Source organism: Oxalobacteraceae bacterium OTU3CINTB1, assembly GCA_024123955.1.
Taxonomy (GTDB): domain Bacteria; phylum Pseudomonadota; class Gammaproteobacteria; order Burkholderiales; family Burkholderiaceae_D; genus Rugamonas.
Genome location: CP099652.1, coordinates 3,472,977 through 3,493,533 on the forward strand (window position 1 = coordinate 3,472,977; position 20,557 = coordinate 3,493,533).

17 protein-coding genes are annotated in these 20,557 nt (G+C 62.3%); all 17 read left to right on the forward strand.

The window, feature by feature from the left end:
• Positions 1–122 precede the first annotated feature (122 nt).
• The 17 genes from NHH73_15290 (at position 123) to vgrG (ending at position 20,542) form a co-directional block, all read left to right on the forward strand.
• Positions 123–1,577, forward strand: coding sequence for a hypothetical protein (locus tag NHH73_15290; protein USX23993.1), 1,455 nt, complete (start codon positions 123–125; stop codon positions 1,575–1,577).
• 9 nt (positions 1,578–1,586) lie between these two features.
• The gene (locus tag NHH73_15295; GenBank protein USX23994.1) at positions 1,587–3,299 is read left to right on the forward strand and encodes a GMC oxidoreductase; all 1,713 of its coding nucleotides are present in this window, start codon (positions 1,587–1,589) and stop codon (positions 3,297–3,299) included.
• A 308-nt stretch (positions 3,300–3,607) separates the two neighbouring features.
• Positions 3,608–4,642, forward strand: a complete 1,035-nt coding sequence (gene tssA / locus NHH73_15300; protein ID USX23995.1) for a type VI secretion system protein TssA — start codon at positions 3,608–3,610, stop codon at positions 4,640–4,642.
• A gap of 51 nt (positions 4,643–4,693) precedes the next feature.
• Positions 4,694–5,194: a type VI secretion system contractile sheath small subunit gene (tssB, locus tag NHH73_15305; GenBank protein USX23996.1), complete on the forward strand. Its 501-nt coding sequence runs from the start codon at positions 4,694–4,696 to the stop codon at positions 5,192–5,194.
• 25 nt (positions 5,195–5,219) lie between these two features.
• Positions 5,220–6,713 carry a type VI secretion system contractile sheath large subunit gene (gene tssC, locus NHH73_15310; GenBank protein USX23997.1) on the forward strand — a complete coding sequence of 498 codons (1,494 nt, stop codon included), beginning with the start codon at positions 5,220–5,222 and terminating at the stop codon, positions 6,711–6,713.
• Between the two features lie 55 nt (positions 6,714–6,768).
• Positions 6,769–7,275 (forward strand): type VI secretion system tube protein Hcp, encoded by a 507-nt coding sequence (locus NHH73_15315; GenBank protein ID USX23998.1) that lies wholly within the window; start codon positions 6,769–6,771, stop codon positions 7,273–7,275.
• Between the two features lie 138 nt (positions 7,276–7,413).
• Complete coding sequence (locus NHH73_15320) at positions 7,414–8,253, forward strand: tetratricopeptide repeat protein (GenBank protein ID USX23999.1); 840 nt, start codon at positions 7,414–7,416, stop codon at positions 8,251–8,253.
• Positions 8,246–8,758, forward strand: coding sequence for a type VI secretion system baseplate subunit TssE (gene tssE / locus NHH73_15325; protein ID USX24000.1), 513 nt, complete (start codon positions 8,246–8,248; stop codon positions 8,756–8,758). Before NHH73_15320 ends, tssE begins: the two co-directional genes overlap by 8 nt.
• Complete coding sequence (gene tssF, locus NHH73_15330; protein ID USX24001.1) at positions 8,755–10,632, forward strand: type VI secretion system baseplate subunit TssF; 1,878 nt, start codon at positions 8,755–8,757, stop codon at positions 10,630–10,632. The genes tssE and tssF overlap by 4 nt, the downstream gene beginning before the upstream one ends.
• On the forward strand, positions 10,617–11,624 hold the full coding sequence (gene tssG, locus NHH73_15335; GenBank protein USX24002.1) for a type VI secretion system baseplate subunit TssG: 1,008 nt from the start codon (positions 10,617–10,619) through the stop codon (positions 11,622–11,624). The genes tssF and tssG overlap by 16 nt, the downstream gene beginning before the upstream one ends.
• A gap of 9 nt (positions 11,625–11,633) precedes the next feature.
• On the forward strand, positions 11,634–14,357 hold the full coding sequence (gene tssH, locus NHH73_15340) for a type VI secretion system ATPase TssH (protein ID USX24003.1): 2,724 nt from the start codon (positions 11,634–11,636) through the stop codon (positions 14,355–14,357).
• Between the two features lie 65 nt (positions 14,358–14,422).
• A complete protein-coding gene (locus NHH73_15345) occupies positions 14,423–15,331 on the forward strand; it encodes a hypothetical protein (GenBank protein ID USX24004.1) in 909 nt (302 codons plus the stop codon).
• 575 nt (positions 15,332–15,906) lie between these two features.
• Positions 15,907–16,563, forward strand: coding sequence for a hypothetical protein (locus tag NHH73_15350; protein USX24005.1), 657 nt, complete (start codon positions 15,907–15,909; stop codon positions 16,561–16,563).
• A 61-nt stretch (positions 16,564–16,624) separates the two neighbouring features.
• Positions 16,625–16,969, forward strand: coding sequence for a hypothetical protein (locus tag NHH73_15355; GenBank protein ID USX24006.1), 345 nt, complete (start codon positions 16,625–16,627; stop codon positions 16,967–16,969).
• Between the two features lie 4 nt (positions 16,970–16,973).
• The gene (locus NHH73_15360; protein USX24007.1) at positions 16,974–18,116 is read left to right on the forward strand and encodes a hypothetical protein; all 1,143 of its coding nucleotides are present in this window, start codon (positions 16,974–16,976) and stop codon (positions 18,114–18,116) included.
• A gap of 46 nt (positions 18,117–18,162) precedes the next feature.
• Positions 18,163–18,552 carry a DUF4280 domain-containing protein gene (locus NHH73_15365; GenBank protein ID USX24008.1) on the forward strand — a complete coding sequence of 130 codons (390 nt, stop codon included), beginning with the start codon at positions 18,163–18,165 and terminating at the stop codon, positions 18,550–18,552.
• Positions 18,553–18,574: 22 nt separating this feature from the next.
• Entirely contained in the window at positions 18,575–20,542 is a 1,968-nt protein-coding gene (vgrG, locus tag NHH73_15370) for a type VI secretion system tip protein VgrG (GenBank protein USX24009.1), read from the forward strand.
• Positions 20,543–20,557: the final 15 nt, after the last annotated feature.

A 20,557-nucleotide genomic window follows, 5' to 3' on the forward strand; every position in this document is an offset into this window, starting at 1 on the left:
CCGCCGCCGGCGCCCAATTCAATGCTGTTCCCATCCCACTCTTCGCAGAAAGGCCAGCCGCTATAGCGTCACCCATTTGTCCGACGATCTTCCTCCAATAATTCAATAAGATAGGAAAGAACATGCAACTGAGCCGACTATTCCTCTTCACCGCCTGCACCTGCGTGGCCCTGGGCGCCGCGGCGCAAACCCCGAATCCGTTCGGCAACTCCGCCAATCCGTCGCCGCCGCCGTCCGAGTATTCGGGGCCGATGTTCAAGCTGAGCTACGCCTATCCGGCCAGCGCACTCAAGCCGCCGATGCCGTGGCAAGCGGCGATCAAGAATCAGCCCATTTCCGTGGCCAACGCCAGCGCATACGCCGAAGCACTGAAGGCGTCGATCGGCGACGACATGCGGGTGCTGCTGCAAGACTACAAGAACTGGGACGCCGGCAAGCGTGGGTGGTACAACGAGCCTTGGATGGCCTCGGTGAAGGGGGACGGCACACGTGAACCGATACACGGCATGTATGTCGGATCAAGTGACCTGGACGTTTCATTGTTTCAAAAAAGCGGATTGAACAAGTCTTTCACCACTTACGTGCTGACCTACTACGACCGGACCGCCGCCGTCACCTTGAACAAGATCTGGGGCAGTAGCGGGATGCAACCGGTAATGACGAAAGAAGCTACGCAGTTCCCCGAAGGTGCGATCATCGTCAAGGCGGCATTTACCACCGTCAGCGCCAAGGATTGGCCTGTCATGAAAGGCGCCTTGTCCTGGCCTGCGTACATCACGACGAACGTGACCGATTATCCGCCGCCGCCGAACAATCCGAACTTTTCGCCGGCCCGGAAGCTCACAGACACTTATCTGATGCAGTTCGACATTATCGTCAAGGACAGCGTATCCGCGCCCGCGACCGGCTGGGTGTTCACCACCCTGGTATACGACAGCCGGATCACCTCGCCTGACGTCTGGAAAAAAATGGTGGTGATGGGCGCGCAGTGGGGTAACGATCCAGTGCAGAAATACGTTCCGGGCCCTCAGCCACCTCTGGTGCAGAATTGGGTCAATCCGCAGGCCCCGCCATACGCGAGCGAGACGTTGGGGTGGGGCGGGCGCTTGTCCGGCCCCAACGATGGCGCGATGAATGACATCGTCTATCCCTACGGCGAGAACAAGTCCGCACCATTTTCAAATACGAAATTCAAGTCTGTCAAAAACGCTCAAAATTCGTCTTGCATGAGTTGTCACAGTTCGGCGCAATGGAGCGTCGCAGCCAATACCAGCCCGTCCTTCCTGCTGCCGGCGCTGGCGAATCCGCTCCTTCAAGCATCCACCCTTAATGAAACGACCGACTTTGTCTCCCCCGAACCGGGGTCGGAGTTATGGCTGAAATGGTTTCAGAATCGCAAGGGCGATGACCCCATGGATGCCGGCAACATCGCTGCCGACTTCGATATGGTGCTGACATTCAAGTCGCTTCCCGCCTGGCATAAAGCGACGCACCCCAATCCCACGCGCGGCGCCCTGCAATTTGACCTGAGGGGCAAACGCGTCGTGCCGCTGACCCAATCGACACCCGCCAAGTGAGGAGCGATCATGAGCCACAACTACAAGCGCTTCCTGGCCGGGCCGCATGCCGGGTCCGGCGGTAACAAGCAGGGCTACCCGGTCCCCGGCGCGCAAACGGCCGATGCCGACCGCGTCGCCGGCGCCGCCTTCTTCACCGGCCACGGCGACTGGGACGCCGTCGCCAACGCCAACTACGACTTCATCGTCATCGGCACCGGGCCGACCGCCGTGGCCTTCGTCGAGCAAAGCCTCAAGCACAATCGGCACGCCCGCATACTGATGCTCGAACGGGGCGGCTTCTGGCTGCCGACGCACTACCAGATGCTGCCGGCCGCGTTCCAGGCCACCACGTCGGCGCAAACCACCTACCCGTGGTCGCGCACCACCGACATGGCGACCACCGGCATGAAGTTTTTCCAGGCCGGCTACATTCCGGTCCTGGGCGGACGCTCGACCTATTGGAGCGCCTGGTGCCCCGCGCCCGATCCCGGGCTGATGCGCGACTGGCCGCAAGCGCTGATCGACGTCACCTTGCAACCGGGCTTCTGGGAGCGCGCCAAGACCTTCCTGCACGTGCAATCGATGAGTGACATGCGCGACGGCGTCTACGGCGAACTGCAGCGGCAACTGGACGACAACTTGCGCGAGAACTACCAGCGCCACGTGCCGACGGCGCAACATGCGTATCCGGCGCCGATCGCGGTGGGCAATCCGGATTGGAAGGGAGTGAAGTTCTACAAGTACTCCACCGTCGGCACGCTGCTCGACCTGCAGCAGCATCAGCAGGGCCTGGCGCAGCACGGCCATGGCGCGCCGCTGAGCATTGTCGACCGCTGCCCCGTCAACCGCTTGCTGCATGACCACCAGGGCGGCGTGACCGCGATCGACACCGGGCGCGGCGTCGTCACGGTCGGCGCGGCGCGCATCATCCTGGCGATGGGGACGATCCCACCGGCGACGCTGCTGATGAACTCCTTCGGCGACCTGCTGCCCAACGCCGGGCGGCGCTACACGGGCCACTTCATGTCGCACGTGACCGCGCGCGTGAGCAGGTCCGCATTCAAGGATTTGTCGGCGCTGGAAATCGCCGCGCTCTACCTCGACGGCAAGGATGCCGCCGGCTTCCAGTACCACGTCCAGGCCAGCGCCTTCGCGGTTGCCGATCCGGCCGCCGACGCCGGCACGATCGCGCACGAGGCGCCCGACGCGGCAGCGATCGCGTCGCCGCAGCAACTGGCCGGTTCGGAGGGGTATGTGGTGTTCGTCTGCGCGACCCTGGGCGAGGTGAACGAAAAGAATTCGCGCAACTGGATCCGGCGCAATAGCGGCGCCGACCCGACGACCAACATTAGCGTTCAACTGGAAACCGGACCGGAGGAGCTGGCGTTGTGGGACGTGCTCGACGAGGCGACCTATCAAACCATCGGCGCCATGGTCAACCGGGGCGGGACGGCGCCGTCGGTCGAATACTGGACCGACGCGGACGAGGGCGACGGCGGCGCATGGGGACCGGCGCGGCCCCCGCGCGGGAAAATCCGTCTCAATGTGATCGTGCACGAGGCGTCGGCATTGTGGATGGGCGAGGACCCGGCGAGCTCGGTGGTCGGCCTCGACTACCGTCCGCACGGCGTGCGCAACGTTTATGTCACCGGTGGCGCGATTTTTCCCACGTCGGGCTCCTGGAATCCCACGCTGACCATGTGCGGACTGGCCCAGGACCTGGCGGACAAGTTGCGTTAGCGCGGCGTCACCCCGCCGTCACCCGCCGCCGTCCGCCACGCGAGAACACGCGTGGCGGGCGCCGGCCGGGGGCCGGCAGCGCCGGCGCGCGCGTCCGCACTCCTTGAAAGTCTCTTCGCTTCATTTCCTTCCTCTCCGCAGTCCGCATTACCACTTCCCGGGTCCGGCCGATAGCTTTTCGCCGTCATCATTTATGGGGACAGACGTCCCCGATCCTCCTGACTAATATGTACACATTACAAATATAACCATGTGCCAGCCGGCGGCGAAACGCGGCCGCCCGGCACGTCCGACCCGGTCCAATTGCCATGTCCGTCATCGACTTTGATTTGCTGCTGCAAGACGTCAACGCAGACGATCCGTGCGGACCGAACCTTGAGTACGATCCCGATTTCGTCGCGCTCGAGTCGGAGGTGGCGGGCAAGCCCGAGGTGCAGTACGGCGCGACCATCACCGCCGCCGTGCCGCCGGACTGGAAGGCGATCGACCGCACCGCGCGCGCCTTGCTGCTGCGTAGCCGCGACCTGCGCCTGGCCGTGCATTTGCTGCGCGCCGGCCTGGCGCTGCATGGGGTGGCGGGGCTGGCCGACGGCCTGCGCCTGATCCAGCGCTTGCTCGAGGAGCAGTGGGACGGCGTCCATCCGCAGCTCGACGCCGACGACGACATGGACCCGACATTGCGCATCAATTCCCTGCTGATCCTGAACGACCACGCCACCGTGCTGCGCGACCTGAAGGAAGCCTGTCTGATCGTGCTGCCCGGACTGGGACGGCTGACCCTGAAGATGCTGGAGATCGCCACCGGCGAGCTGGCGCCACCGCCGGGCGTCGAGAAAGTGGCGCTCGCGTCGATCGAGCTGGCGATGCGCGACGCCGACGCCGCCGCCCTGACGGCGGCGCGCCAGGCCATCGCGCTTGCATGCGACAGCGCGGCCGGCATCGAGGCGGCGCTGGAGCGCCGGGTCGGCGCCGCCCAGTCGCTCAGCCTTGCCAGCCTGACCCGCTTGCTCCGGCGCGGCCGCGAGTTTCTTGGGGTCGAAGCGGTCGCCTTGCCCGACGATCCAGCGGCCGCCGTCGATGCAGAGGGCGCCGTAGGCGCCGACGGCGGCCGCCGCGCCACGCCGATCAGCGGCGAGATCGCCAACCGCGCCGACGTCGAGCGCGTGCTCGACAAACTGATCGGCTATTACGAACAGCATGAGCCGTCCAGTCCCTTGCCCATGCTGCTGCTGCGCGCCAAGCGCCTGGTGGCCATGAGCTTCATGGAAATCCTGGAGGACCTGGCGCCCGATGGCGTAAAGCAGGCCAGTTTGATCCGGGGGCCGCAGGGCGCACCGGAGTAATCAGTCGCCGGCAAGACGGCAATCGTGTTGTTCAATCATGGAGGAAGTATCGTGGCCAAAGAGAGTAGTCAGAAATTCATCGCGCGCAACCGCGCCCCGCGCGTGCAGATCGAGTACGACGTCGAGGTCTACGGCGCCGAGAAAAAGGTGCAACTGCCGTTCGTGATGGGCGTGCTGGCCGACCTGTCGGGCCAGCCGGCCGACCCGCTGGCCCCGGTGGCCGACCGCAAGTTCCTCGAAATCGACGTCGACAACTTCGACGACCGCCTCAAGGCGATGAAGCCGCGCGTGGCGGTGCAGGTGCCCAACACCTTGAGCGGCGAGGGCAACCTGAGCGTGGAGATGACGTTCGAGAACATGGACGACTTCACGCCGGCGGCGATCGCCCGCAAGGTCGGCCCGCTCAACAAGCTGCTCGAGGCGCGCGGCCAGCTGTCGAACCTGCTGACCTACATGGACGGCAAGACCGGCGCCGAGGACCTGATCGCCAAACTGCTGAGCGAACCGGCGCTGATGCAGGCGCTGACGTCGGCCCCGAAACCGCAAGAATAATATCTGACCGTCCTGGAGAAACACTATGGCTGAATTGAACGAAGCAGAAGCACCCCTTGCCGTCGCCACGCTCGAGATGAGCGACTTCGGCAGCCTGCTGCAAAAGGAATTCAAACCGCAGTCGGACAAGGCCAAGGAGGCCGTCGAGAGCGCGGTGCGCACCCTGGCCGAGCAGGCACTGGTGGGCAGCAACATCATCTCGGGCGACGTGCTGGCTACCATCGAGGGCCTGATCGCGGCGTTGGATTTGAAGCTCAGCGAGCAGATCAACCTGATCCTGCACACGCCGGAGTTCCAGGCCGTCGAGGGCGCCTGGCGCGGCCTGCACCACCTGGTTAACAACACCGAGACCGACGAGATGCTCAAGATCCGCGTGCTCAACATCTCGAAGAACGAGCTGGGCAAAACGATCAAGAAATTCAAGGGCACGGCCTGGGATCAGAGCCCGATCTTCAAGAAAATGTACGAGCAGGAGTTTGGCCAGTTCGGCGGCGAGCCGTTCGGCGCCATCGTCGCCGACTACTACTTCGACAACAGCGCGCCGGACGTCGAGCTGCTGACCGGCATGGCCAAGGTGGCCGCCGCCGCCCACGCGCCATTCATCTCGGCGGCCGCGCCGTCGGTAATGCTGATGGAATCGTGGCAGGAGTTGTCCAATCCGCGCGACCTGACCAAGATCTTCCAGACGCCGGAGCATGCCGCCTGGCGCTCGTTCCGCGAGTCCGAGGATTCGCGCTACGTCGGCCTGGCCATGCCGCGCTTCCTGGCGCGCCAGCCCTACGGCGCCAAGACCGACCCGGTCGAGGCGTTCGACTTCGAGGAGGATACCTCGGCGCCCGGCAGCAAGAACTACACCTGGGCCAACGCGGCCTACGCGATGGCGGTCAACATCAACCGCTCGTTCAAGGAGTACGGCTGGTGCTCGCGCATCCGCGGCATCGAGTCCGGCGGCGCGGTCGAAGGCTTGCCGGTGCATACCTTCCCGACCGACGATGGTGGCGTCGACATGCAGTGTCCGACAGAGATCGCCATCTCGGACCGGCGCGAGGCGGAGCTGGCCGCCAATGGCTTCATGCCGCTGGTGCACAAGAAAAACACCGACTTCGCCGCCTTCATCGGTGCCCAGTCGCTGCACAAGCCGGCCGAGTATGACGATCCGGACGCCACCGCCAATGCCAACCTGGCCGCGCGGCTGCCGTACCTGTTTGCCACCTGCCGCTTCGCGCACTACCTCAAGTGCATTGTGCGCGACAAGATCGGCTCGTTCAAGGAGCGCGACGAGATGCAGCGCTGGCTGACCAAATGGATCAACCAGTATGTAGACGGCGATCCGGTCAACTCCAGCGAAGGCACCAAGGCGCGCAAACCATTGTCGGCCGCCGAGGTGGTTCTGGAGGAGGTCGAGGGCAACCCCGGCTACTACACCTCGAAGTTTTATCTGCGCCCGCATTACCAGCTTGAGGGTTTGACCGTGTCGCTGCGTTTGGTCTCCAAGCTGCCATCGGCGAAGGCCGGCTAAGCTTCGCTTTTTCACATAAAACCGCCGGCATGGCGCCGGCACACAGGAGAAAATCATGGCATTAGATATGTTCATCAATATGGGCAAAGGCATCGAGGGCGAGTCGGCCGACAAAGTCCAAGGGGGCAAAGGCGACATCGACGTGCTGGCCTGGAGCTGGGGCCTTTCGCAGTCGGGCACCACCCACATGGGCAAGGGCGGCGGCGCCGGCAAGGCCAATTTCCAGGATCTGTCGTTCACCAAATACATCGACTCGGCCACTAACGCGTTGATGATCCACTTGTCCAAAGGCACGCACATTCCCAAGGTGTCGCTGCTGGCACGCAAGGCTGGCTCAGGCCAGATTGCCTATATCAACATGATCATGGAAGAAGTGATGGTCACGTCGGTGTCGACCGGCGGCAGCGGGGGCGAGGACCGTCTGACGGAAAATGTGACCTTGAATTTTGCCAAGGTGACGTTCTCCTACACGCCGCAGACTGGCGCAGGCGCCGAGGATAAGAAGAAGGACTTCGCATGGGATATCGCCGGCAACGCCGAGGGTACGGCCGCGACTGCATAGATGCACGGTACCGGCCTGCGGAAGTGCCGCGGCCGGTTTCTGTCGGCCGCAGGCCCCGGCAGGGTTTAGAGCTGGCGCCGCAATGCTGCCGGGACGCTCGCTATCCGATCGTCCACTGAACTTTTGAATTGGAACATCATGACTCCGCAAGAGCTGATACAAGAAGGTAAGCTGGTCGCCGCCCTATCCGCACTGCAGGAGCAGGTGCGCAAGGACGCGGCGAATCCAAAATACCGGATTTTCCTGTTTCAGTTGCTCTGCGTGCTAGGCCAGTGGAACCGTGCCCTGACGCAATTGAATGTGGCCGGCGAGTTGGACGCCGACAATCTGCCCATGGTGCAGACCTACCGCGAGGCGATCCAATGCGAGGCGCTGCGCGGCGACATTTTCGGCGGCGCGCGCGCGCCGCTCATCTTCGGCCAGCCGCAACTCTGGCAGGCGCTGCTGCTGGAGGCGCTCAAGGCCGACGCCGCAGGGGATGCGGAACGCTCCACCTCGGCCCGCGCCCAGGCCTTCGAACTGGCGCCGGCCGTCGGCGGCAACATCGACGGCCAGCGTTTCGAATGGCTGGCCGACGCCGATCAGCGCCTCGGGCCGGTGCTTGAGGCGCTGGTCAACGGCCGCTATTTCTGGATACCGCTGCAACGCATCAGCCGCATCGAACTCGATGCACCGGTGGACCTGCGTGACGCCGTCTGGACGCCGGCCTCGTTCACCTGGACCAACGGCGCGCAAACCGTCGGCCTGATACCCACTAGATATAACGGCACGGCGGCCAGCGACGACGAGGCGCTGCTGCTGGCGCGCCGCACCGAATGGATCGGGGAGGGCGGCTCCGCCGGCCAGGGCCTGGGCCAGCGCATGCTGGTCTCGGACGCTGGCGACTACCCGTTGATGGACGTGCGTCTGATCGAGTTCGACGCCCAAGCGGATACCGACGCCGACGCGGTTGGCGCCGAAGGAGCCGTCGATGGCTGAGCTGGCGCCACGCGAACGCCTGCAGCCATCGCTGCTGGACCGCCTCAGCGACGACGAGCCTGGCAGCGCGGTCGAATCGCGCGAGCGCCGCGTGCTGTCGCTGCGCACGCTGCGCGAGGGTGTGCTGCGCGACCTCGCCTGGCTGCTCAATAGCACCAACCTGTTGTCCGTGCTGGATGCGGCCAAGCTGCCGTACGTCGCCAGTTCGGTCATCAACTACGGTGTGCCGGACATCTCGGGTATCCCGGTCTCGGGCCTGAACCTGAACCAGCTGGAACGCGGCATCCGCCAAGCCATCTGGGACTTCGAGCCACGCCTGATCCGTTCGTCGGTGAGCGTGCGCGCGCTGGCGACCGCCCAGGTCGGCCACAACAAGATGATCTTCGAAATCGAGGCCGACCTGTGGGCCCAGCCTTATCCTGAGCGGCTGTACCTCAAAACCGAGCTGGACCTGGACCGCGCCGCGGTCGTGCTCACCGAAACCGATGCTCGGAGCGCGTCATGAACCCGCGCTTCCTCCGTTACTACAGCCAGGAGCTGCAACACCTGCGAGAAGTGGGCGGCGAGTTCGCCCGCGACTATCCGAAGATCGCCGGCCGCCTCGGCCTGGACGGCTTCGAATGCGCCGATCCGTACGTCGAACGGCTGCTCGAAGGCTTCAGCTTCCTGGCCGCGCGGGTGCAGATGAAGATCGACGCCGAGTTCCCGCGCTTCACCCAGCACCTTTCTGAGTTGGTGTATCCGCAGTTCCTGGCGCCGACGCCGTCGATGGCGGTGGTGCAGTTGCAGCCGGACCTGAGCAACCCCAGCCTGAAGGAAGGCTACCTCGTGCCGCGCGGCAGCGCCCTGCGCAGCGTGCTGGGAGCCGGCGACAACACGGCCTGCGAATACCGCAGCGGCCACGCCGTCACACTGTGGCCGATCGAGCTGGTGGAAGCCAAGTTCTTCACCCATGGCGGCCACCAGGCCGGCTTGAACGTGGTATTGCCGCCCGCCGTCAAGGCCGGCATCCGGTTGCGCCTGCGTACCTGCGGCGGCGTCGCCTTCAAGGACCTACCGCTCGATAGCTTGAGCCTTCACCTGCGCGGCGCCGAGGACATGCCGGTGCGCATATACGAAAAATTGCTTGGCCATGCCGTCGGAGTGCTGGCCACTCCGATCGGCCGGCCGGCCGCCTGGCACCGGCTGCTACCAAAAAGCGCCGTGCGTCCGCTCGGTTTCGCCGAGGACGAGGCGCTGCTGCCCAGCGGCGATCAAACTTTTCAGGGCTATCGCCTGCTGCGCGAGTATTTCGCCTTCCCGCAGCGCTACCATTTCGTTGAGCTGGGCGGGCTGGGCGAGGCGCTGCGCCAGTGCGCCGACACAGAAGTCGAACTCACCGTCCTGCTGGACCAGGCCGACGCGCAGTTGGAGAAAACGCTCGACGCCTCCCATTTCGCGCTGCACTGCACGCCGGTGGTGAACCTGTTCCAGCGCCGCGCCGACCGCATCAACGTCACCGGCGAGCAGTTCGAGTACCACGTGCTGGTGGACCGCACCCGGCCGATGGACTACGAGGTGTACCAAGTCGATTCGGTGACCGGCTACGGCAGCGGCAACCAGGCCGAGCAGGCGTTCCGGCCCTTCTACACGGCCAAGGATATCGCCGGCGCCCGGCAGGAGCGGGCGTTTTTCCAGATCCGCCGTGAGCCGCGCACCATCTCGCAGCGCCAGCGCCGCGACGGCCCGCGTTCGAGCTACATCGGCAGCGAAGCGTTCATCTCCATCGTCGACGCGGCAGAGGCGCCGTACCGCGCCGAACTGCGCCAACTGGGCCTGTCGGTGTGGTGCACCAACCGCGACCTGCCGCTGTCGATGCCGATCGGCGTCGGCAAGACCGACTTCATTCTCGACTCGGGCGCGCCGCTGCTGGCGGCGCGCTGCCTGGCCGGCCCCAGCCAGCCGCACCCGTCGATCGCCGAGGGCAGCGTCGCCTGGCGCTTGCTGAACCACCTGTCGCTTAACTACCTGTCGCTGGTCGACAGCGACGCCGCGCAAGGCGCCGCCGCGCTGCGCGAGATGCTGTCGCTGTACTGTCCGCCCACCGACGTGAACGCCCAGCGCCAGGTCGACGGTGTACGCTCTGTCGCCTCGCGCGCGGTCACGCGGCGCATGCCGTCGCCGGGCCCGATCACCTTCGGGCGCGGCGTCGAAATCAGCGTCACGCTCGACGACGCCGCCTTCGAAGGCAGCGGCGCCTTCCTGCTGGGCGCCGTGTTGAGCCGGTTCTTCAGCCAGTACGTCTCGATCAACACCTTCACCGAAACCGTGGTGAAGACGCTCGCACGCGGCGACATCATGCGTTGGCAGGCAAGGGAGGGCGTATGCGCGATCCTGTAGAACTCGATCTCCAACTCGAACGGCACGCCGCGCGCATGGACTTCTTCCAGACGCTGCGGCTGATTGAAAACGCCCACCCGGAGCTGCCGCGCATCGGCGCCTCCCTGCGCCCGCGCGACGACGCGGTGCGCTTCGGCCAGGACCCGGAGCTGATTTTCCACGCCGCCGCGCTGGGCCAGTTCAAGCGCGCCTCGGGCGAGTCGCGCGCCCGGCTGGCGGTCAATTTCTTCGGACTGCTGGGCGCCAACGGTCCGCTGCCGACGCATTTGACCGAATACGTGCGCGGACGCCTGCGCAACGGCGGCGACAGCACGATGCTCGCCTTCCTCGACGTCTTCCACCACCGCATGCTCGCGCTGTTCTACCGTGCACGCGCCAGCGCCGAACCGACCATCAGTCTTGATCGGGCGGACGCGGACCGCTACTCGATGTTTGTCGGCAGCCTGTTCGGCATCGGCGCGCCGGCGCTGCGCGAGCGTGACGACCTGAGCGACTTCGCCAAGCTGCATTTCGCCGGCCTGATGGCCAGCCGCAACCGGCCGGCATCGGGGCTGGTGTCGATCCTGCGCGCCTATTTCAAGCTGCCTCTGCACGTCGAGCAATTCGTCGGCCATTGGATGCGGCTGCCGGCCGACGCCTACAGCCGCATCGGCCAGGCCGAGCAGGGCAACCGGCTGGGCGGCTCGATGGTGCTGGGGCGCGGCGTCTGGGATTGTCAGACCAAGTTCCGCATCGTCATCGGGCCGATTCCGTATGCAGATTATCAGCGGCTGCTGCCCGGTGGCGACAGCTTGCGCCGCCTGCAGGCATGGGTGCGCAGTTACGCCGGCCTGGCGCTCGACTGGGACCTGCGGCTGGTGTTGGACAAACACGAGCGGCCGCCGTTACGACTGGGCGCCGCCACGGGAGGCACCCGGCTTGGCTGGACCAGCTGGCTGGCCAGCGCCGCGCCGCAGGGGCATCACGACCAGTTATTGATACACCCACGTTAAAGGAAAATCATGGCCGACATCAGCCGTGTTGCATTGTTTGGCAAACTGAATAGCCTGTGTTACCGGGCGATCGAAAGCAGCACCGTGTTCTGCAAGCTGCGCGGCAACCCATACGTGGAGCTGGTGCACTGGCTGCACCAGATTTTGCAGCTGCAGGATTCCGACCTGGTGCGCGTCATCCGGCAGTACGACCTCGATCCTGCGGCGCTGGCGCGCGACCTGACGGCGGCGCTTGACCGCCTGCCGCGCGGCTCGACATCCGTCACCGACCTGTCGTCCCAGCTGGAGGAGTCTGTCGAACGGGCCTGGGTGTACGGCACCTTGATGTTCGGCGAATCGCAGGTGCGCTCCGGGCACCTGATCATCGGCTTGTTGAAAACCACCGGCCTGCGCAACGCGCTGTATGGCATGTCGAAGCAGTTCGAGAAAATCAAGCTCGAACACCTGACCGACAACTTCGCCAGCCTCCTGCGCGAATCGCCTGAAGCGAAGATGGTCGCCACCGACGGCTTCTCGGGCGGCGGTGCGTCGCCCGGCGAAGCCTCCGGCGCCATCGCCCCGGCAGCGATGGGCAAGCAGGAAGCGTTGAAGAAATTCACCGTCGACCTGACCGAACAGGCGCGCAGCGGAAAGATGGACCCGATCGTCGGCCGCGACGACGAAATCCGCCAGATGGTCGACATCCTGATGCGCCGCCGCCAAAACAACCCGATCATGATCGGCGAGGCCGGCGTCGGCAAGACGGCGGTGGTGGAAGGCTTCGCCCAGCGCATCGCGCGCGGCGATGTGCCGCCGTCGCTCAAGGAAGTGCAGTTGCTGACGTTGGACGTCGGCCTGCTGCAGGCCGGCGCCAGCATGAAGGGCGAGTTCGAACAACGGCTGCGCTCCGTCATCGACGAGGTACAAGCCAGCCAGAAGCCCATCATCCTGTTCATCGATGAAACGCACACGCTGGTCGGCGCAGGCGGCGCGGCCGGCACGGGCGACGCAGCCAACCTGCTGAAACCGGCCCTGGCGCGCGGCACACTGCGCACCATCGGCGCCACCACCTTCGCCGAATATAAGAAGCACATAGAAAAAGACCCGGCGTTGACGCGCCGCTTCCAATCGATCCAGGTCGACGAGCCGAGCGAGGAACGCGCCATCCTGATGATGCGGGGAGTCGCCTCGACGATGGAAAAACACCACAAGGTGCAAATCCTCGACGAAGCGCTGGAAGCGGCCGTGAAGCTGTCGCACCGTTACATCCCGGCGCGCCAGTTGCCCGACAAATCGGTCAGCCTGATCGACACCGCCTGCGCGCGCGTGGCCGTCAGCCTGCACGCCACGCCGGCCGAAGTGGACGACAGCCGCAAGCGCATCGAAGCGCTGGAGGTCGAACTGGGCATCATCGGCCGCGAAGGCGCGATCGGCATCGACACGGGCAAGCGCGCCGCCGACGCGAACGAATTGCTCCGCGCCGAACGCGAACGCCTGGCCGGCCTGGAAACGCGCTGGAACGACGAACGAGCGCTGGTCGACCAGTTGCTGTCGCTGCGCGCGCGGTTGCGCGACGGCGCCCAACCGGTGGAAGGCACCGGCAGCAAGCTCGAAGCGGCTGCCGGCACCGAAGCGCCGCCGGCGCCGCTGAGCGACGGCCAGCGCGACGACCTTAAAGCGCAACTGCAGGACGTGCAGGCCAGGCTGTCCGCGCTGCAGGGCGAAAGCCCGCTGATCCTGCCGACGGTCGACTATCAGGCGGTGGCCGCCGTGGTCGGCGACTGGACCGGCATCCCGGTCGGCCGCATGGCCAAGAACGAGATGGAAACCATCCTGACGATTGCCTCGTCCTTGGCCAAGCGCGTCATCGGCCAGGACCACGCGATGGAGATGATCGCCAAGCGCATCCAGACCTCGCGCGCGGGCCTCGACAACCCGAGCAAGCCGATCGGCGTGTTCATGCTGGCCGGTACATCTGGCGTCGGCAAGACCGAGACCGCGCTGGCGCTGGCCGAGGCGTTGTACGGCGGCGAGCAAAACCTCATCACCATCAACATGAGCGAATACCAGGAAGCGCACACGGTATCGACCCTGAAAGGCGCGCCGCCGGGCTACGTCGGCTACGGCGAAGGCGGCGTGCTGACCGAAGCGGTGCGCCGCAAGCCGTACTCCGTGGTGCTGCTCGACGAGGTCGAGAAAGCCCACCCGGACGTGCACGAGATGTTCTTCCAGGTCTTCGACAAGGGCTTTATGGAGGATGGGGAAGGGCGTTTCATCGATTTCAAGAACACGCTGATCATCCTGACGACAAACGCCGGCACAGAACTCATCGCTGGTTTGTGCAAAGACCCGGACCTGATGCCGGCGCCGGACGACATGGCCAAGGCACTGCGTCCGGCGCTGCTGAAGGTTTTCCCGCCGGCGCTGCTGGGCCGGATGGTGGCCATTCCCTACTACCCGCTGTCGGACGCGATGCTGGGCGAAATTGTCAAGCTGCAGCTGGACCGCATCAAGAAGCGTGTCGAGGTGCGCTACAAGATCCCGTTCAATTACAGCGCGGACGTCGTTCACTTAGTCGTGTCGCGCTGCACTGAGGGCGAATCGGGTGGCCGGATGATCGACGCGATTCTGACCAACACGATGCTGCCGGACATGTCGAAGGAGTTCCTGCACCGGATGATGAAGGGGCGGCCGGTCGAGGGAGTGACTGTCGGCGTGGCCGATGGCGAGTTCGACTATGCATTTACGGTCTGAGACCCGGAGTGTTCTTTGCGCGTCTCCCGACGGGCAGACCGCACAATCTTTTTTTGCGAGGAATTATGACAAAGGCAAGGGACCTGCTAGTTGGCGACATCCTTATCTATAACGCTGGGCATACTGCCATCGTGGTCAAGCCAGGGATGAAAGTACATGCGCCAGGAACCGGTGATATCGTCGTGCATGACCCCATCTTGCCGCCAGAGGAAAAAGGTGAATTGCGCGCCTTCAGGCTGACCCGCGACCGAGGTCAGGTGCGGCACATTGCGGCAGCGTTTGCCTTTCAATGGTCCAAGCCAGCAGGCACGGTGAAGGGGCCTGGCACGACCCCCTATAGCGAAGATCGGGCGCGCGCGATCAAGGCGTTGCAGCAAACGCCTCTTTCGATTGCCACGACCAAATCCCGGCCGTTCGAGTTCGACGCGCTTTACCGTGCAGTCAAATGGGCACACCGCGCAATCAATGAAAGCAAGCCGTTCTCGGAACGGCACGGCACCACTTGCTGTGCCTTCGTGACTGCCTGCTATCACGCCGCGTTCATCTCCGATATCGCAAAAGGGGATCCTGCCAACATACAGATTACCTATGAATATCTGTCAGGAGAACGCACCGACAAGCGCAGTCCGGAATCGAAAACGGCCCGCAAAAATACGGAGATACAAGTGCATAACAAACTGGGAGCGTCGTATCCGCAGACTGGTGGATTTCATCATGCTGTGTCCAACGTCGGCTCTGACCGGAATAAGCAAACCAGCATATTTTCGATCGAGGACTGGATCGATGTGGCGCTGTTTGGCCTGGCGGATATCGACCTGCCCGAAGGCAAGGTCGTTACGCCAGCAGAGATTGTCACCCCGGGACTTGCCTACGACGCGAAATTCTATTTCTCCGCCGACCTGTTGAAAAATCTGGGCAAGTCTGATAGCGGCTGGACGGCGATCGACGTCGATGTCGAACCCTCCACACCTTGAGACATGCGAGGACATCGTGATTTGCTTTTTGGAAGAATGGACAAGGTCCGGTCTGACATTCGCAGGTGGGCGGGGTCTCGGGGTCCGGCCTGGCATTCGGACCCGACCTAGGCCTAGTATCGCCCGGAATATCAGACTACCCCCTTTCCTCCGTAGTGGTTTATTCGATCATGTCAAATCGAATCGCGCTTACGAAACGCATATATTTATATAGGAATACATGAATGAAAGTGAAATGGTTCAATAAAAATATCCGGGTTGTTGGTGCGCAGGTCACGCAGATCAATGACGCGGCAGGGCTTCGGGGTCAGGTCCGACATTCGGACACGTACTCAACAGCGAAATCGCCAAATTGGCGGGTGGGCAGCTCGTCGGTGACGGAGTTCGCCATGTCCGGCACCGTCAAACCAGGTAGAACCGATGAATGCGGGTGGGGTCAAGTCTGACATTCGGACACGTACTCAGCAAAGGGGGCTAGATGTTTTCGCTGCTGCCGGCTTGAGTTGAGCACCTGTCTCAATGTCAGACTTGACCCCGGGTAGGGATGTCGTGATCTTATTTCCAAAGGATCTTGTATGCCGAATATTACGTTTCAAGCATGGATTGGACACTCGCCAAGCGACTCCGGCCATATGGTGATGGTCGAACATGATCCGAATGGCTCTATCGCGTCCGACACCTGCTATGAGTTTGAGGGACCACCTGGAGTCAAAGAGTCCGCTGCGGTGTTTCCAAATGCAGCGGGACCGTATGATGTCGGGACAGTTGTCAAGTATATAAATAGCGATACGAATACCGAAGCCACTGCGAGAACTGTAAAGTTAAAGGCGACAGTGCGAAGTAGTCTTGATAACATGAAATATCAATTACAAAAGAAAAGGGAAGGCATAACGAGATTTACGCATTGGCGAATGTTGACAGTTTTTATTAGCGACGACGAGCATGAGCAGTTAAGAGCCCAGATTGCGATTCGTATGGCCGTTGGTGTGTATTGCTTTGCTCGAGAGGCAAAAGCCACATCGCCGATTTTTCCCGAAAATACTAAGGGCATCGGGAGATTTCCATTTTTAACTGAACTGATTTTTGCTACGCGGTGCATGACGCCTTTGGAGGACTTAGCCTTGATGCGCCGTATATGCCTGCCAACGGGCTCAGCCGAATACGTTATGAGGGCTTTTCATTATTTCAATAGGGACGGTTCAAGCACCCTATCGGAGAAACTCAAAATTTAGTTTTCAGCCGGGCGCGTGATCCGCGCCGTAGGCCATCTTTTCCACGATGCGAGGAACCGCTATGCAAACCGATCTCGGAAAAAATGTGTTGTTGATTCACCCCAAGGAAGTCGGAGTGACGGAATTGAAGACCTTCTTCCTTGTCGCACACGGAAAACAGTTAACGACGCAGTTCGGACTCGATAAGCGTACGACACTTTTTTATCCTTGGGGTGTCGGGCAATTTGGATGGTACAAAAAGAACGTCGGATTTCCGTTGCACGAAATCCTGCGGAACGAACATTCAGGCGTCAAGCAGGGCTTGACGGTGGCTGGCCGCGTCGTATCGAAAGCCATGCCCGGAAAGGGAGGCGCACGGTTATGTCGAGATCAAGTAATCAATCGTTCCTTTGTGAGAGATTTTTAATAAAATGAAATTTTACCTCCAACAAAATGACGAAAACGGTCGCCCGGCTTATCGTATCTATAAAAAAATAGATGACAACTTCGTCTTGCATGATGAGCAGTACTACCGATATATTTTGTCAAGCGGAACATCGCCCAGGGACCGGGTGTTCGTGCGGACAGTGGGCGAAACTATCGAATTTTGTCGATTTTTTCCCACACAGGGAAAGATGAAAGATTTCAGGCCGGGAGCATATGAATTAGATAACTATGTAGCGGCTGCGAAAGAGCCCAAGAGCTTTCGCGCACGCCAGTCGAGAGGATATGGATCGAGGGGATTGAAGAAACCCGTGCGGCTCTGGCACGTCAGCGGCAGCGCTGAGGCCGCTAAGGCATCTGAAGCTTTTCGCCAGAAGGTAGCGGCTGATAAAGCGGATGAGGGCGATTTGGAAATGGAGATCGTCGATAAAGAGACATTAAGCATGGCACAGACATCGCTGACGCGTGGTCAATCATTTGTATATTTGCCAAACGTGGAGAGTGGGGTTATAAAAGATAATGTATTAATGGCCATTCCCTCCGCGCTGGGCTCATCCACGTGTGTCAAAACCGATGTGGCTCGCGTTACCGTCGGCGTGAATCCGCTGGTGCAGAAAGGAGAGCATCTGTTTTCTTTTACGTCGACTCAAGCCGCAATGAAGGATTGCAACGCATTCACTCACGCGGTGGAGCACGCACGAGAAACAGCGAGCAATCCGAAAGGATCGTGGGAGTGGTTGCACATCCGAGGAAAGCAGATGGGTGGCGATTTCATACAAACAAATTTGGTTGCGGGAACCTATCACGGTAACTCTTCCATGATCGATTTTGAAAATTCGCTCACCGAGCACGCCCGTTTCTTCGCGGCGAATGCCACTTTGAGTTCCTATTTTGAAGTGACATGGAGCGCGGAGTGTGAACCTGCGAAGTCGCATGTCGGGCGGTGGATTCTGATCGAGTGGGAGGTTAGTTACTGTACTCCAAATGAACAGGCTGATTTCGAAGCCAACGCGAAATTCAAGGTGTTCACCAAGCGCGGTCGATTTGCGTTCGATGCGCGACGTACTGATGATTGGACCATGTTTCATGGTCAACACATGGTCAGATATTGCCAAGGTTTGCCCACGTAATTTGGGTCGCGCTCGGCGCGCGGCTCATTGAGATAAGAGAAAAATCATGCCAAATCAAGTGTCGATGGGCGCGCTGATGACTTGTACCTTCGGCGTCGCGCCGTCGTCGCTGGTGGTGCTACCGAAGAACAAGGTGCTGGCCGAAGGTCCACCGGCGGCCAACATCATGGACCACATCCCCATGGTGAACATCATGCCGTTTGGAATGTGCAACTCCGTGGCCAATCCGATGGTCGCCGCCGCGACTGCCGCCGCGCTGGGCGTCCTGACGCCGATGCCGTGCATCCCGGCCACCAGCGCGCCGTGGGTGCCCGGCGCGTCGACCGTGTTGATCGCCAATATGCCGGCGCTCGACAACGTTTCGAAATGTATGTGCAACTGGGGTGGCGTGATCGCCTTCAGCATGGCCGGCACTGTCAAGACCATGATTCCTTAACACGCAAGAAACCGAGATTCCGATGCCCGCAACGCAAGCCAACCGCGACATATCCGTGACCTCCGCCTTGGCGGACGACACGCTGCTATTCCATTCGATGAGCGGCACAGAGCAGCTGGGTCGGCTGTCGGAATACCGCGTCCAGATGAGCAGCGCCAAAAAGGATATCAAGATCGGTGACGTGCTGGGCAAGCCGATGGGCATCCATGTCAACCTGGCCGACGGCGGTGTGCGGCATTTTAACGGCGTCGTCACGCGCTTTCGCAGCAACGGCTGGGATGGCGACGCGGCGGCCTACGAGGCCATCGTCCATCCGTGGCTGTGGCTGTTGACGCGCGCCTCGAACTGCCGCATCTTCCAGGACCTGTCGGTGCCCGACATCGTCGCCGAGGTGTGCGGCGCCCCCGCGTACGGTGGCCTGGTCGATCTGTCGGCCGGCGCGCTCAGTGGCAGCTACGCCAAGCTGCCTTACTGCGTGCAGTATCGCGAGACCGATTTCAATTTCGTCTGCCGCCTGCTGGAGGGTGCCGGCATTTACTTCTTCTTCACGCACGATGCGGACAAGCACACGATGGTGCTGGCCGATTCCTATGGCGCGCACGTGCCCATTCCCGGCGATGCGCTGAAGTTTTCCAGCGAGGACCGGCGCCTGAGCACCGATGATGAGATGGTCTATGCATGGTCGGCGTCGGGCGAAATCGAGTCAAGCGCCTTCGCGCTCAATGATTTCGATTTCGAGAAGGCCGCCGCCAGCAACAGCGGCGGCTTGCTGGTGAAGTCGACGATTGCGGCGCCTTTCGAGCAGTCCGCGTTCGAGATGTTCGATTACCCGGGCGGCTATACGCTGGCCGCCGACGGCACCGCGCTGGCGCGCGGGCGCATGGAAAGCCTGCACGGCCAGGGCGAACGCATCGACGCCACCAGCAACGCGCGCGCGCTGTGCACTGGCCGGCTGTTCACGCTGGCCGAGCATCCGCGCGAGGACCAGAACCGCAGCTATCTGGTGACGGAGGCCGGTTACGCGATCAAGGGCGCCGATTACCGCAGCGGCGGCGGGGGCGTCGAGTTCCAGGTGACGCTGGCGGCGATCGGCACGGCCTTTGCGTTTCGGCCGCTGCCGGTGGCGCGCAAGCCGGTGGTGCAGGGGCCGCAAACGGCGATGGTGGTCGGCAAGGCGGGCGAGGAGATCTGGACCGACAAGTACGGCCGCGTCAAGGTGCAGTTCCATTGGGACCGCCTGGGCAAGGACGATGAAAAAAGCTCGTGCTGGGTGCGCGTGTCGCAAAGCTGGGCGGGCAAGGGCTGGGGCACGATGTTCATTCCGCGCATCGGCATGGAGGTGGTGGTCGAGTTCCTGGAGGGCGACCCAGACCGCCCGCTGATCACCGGCTGCGTCTATAACTCGGATGCGCTGCCGCCGTACGCGTTGCCGGCCGAGCAAACCAAGTCCACCCTCAAATCGAATTCGTCGAAGGGCGGAGAGGGCTTCAACGAGGTGCGCTTCGAGGACAAGAAGGGCAGCGAGGAAGTGTTTGTCCAGGCCGAGAAAGACTACAACCGCGTCGTCAAGAACAACGACACGCTGAAGGTCGGTTTTGAGAAGGCCGACAAGGGCGACCAGACCATCGACATCAAGAACGATCAAGCCCTCACGATCGGGAACGATCAACGGGAGACCGTCAAGAACGACCAGACCATCGACATCGGCAACGATCAAAAGGAGACCGTTAAAAACAACCAGACCGTCGCCATCGGCGGCGAGCAGAAGGTCGATGTCGACGGCGCGCAGAAGATCAAGGTGGGCACCACCATCGCGATCGAGGCCGGCACGTCGATCGAGTTGAAGGTGGGCGGCAGCAGCATCAAGATCGAGGCGGCCAAGATCACCATCAAGTCGGCCCAGATCGAGATCGCCGCCGACGCCAATATTGAAGCCAAGGCTGGAGCGATGATGGTGATCAATGGCGGCGCCATGGTCAAGATAAATTGATGTCTACCCGAACGA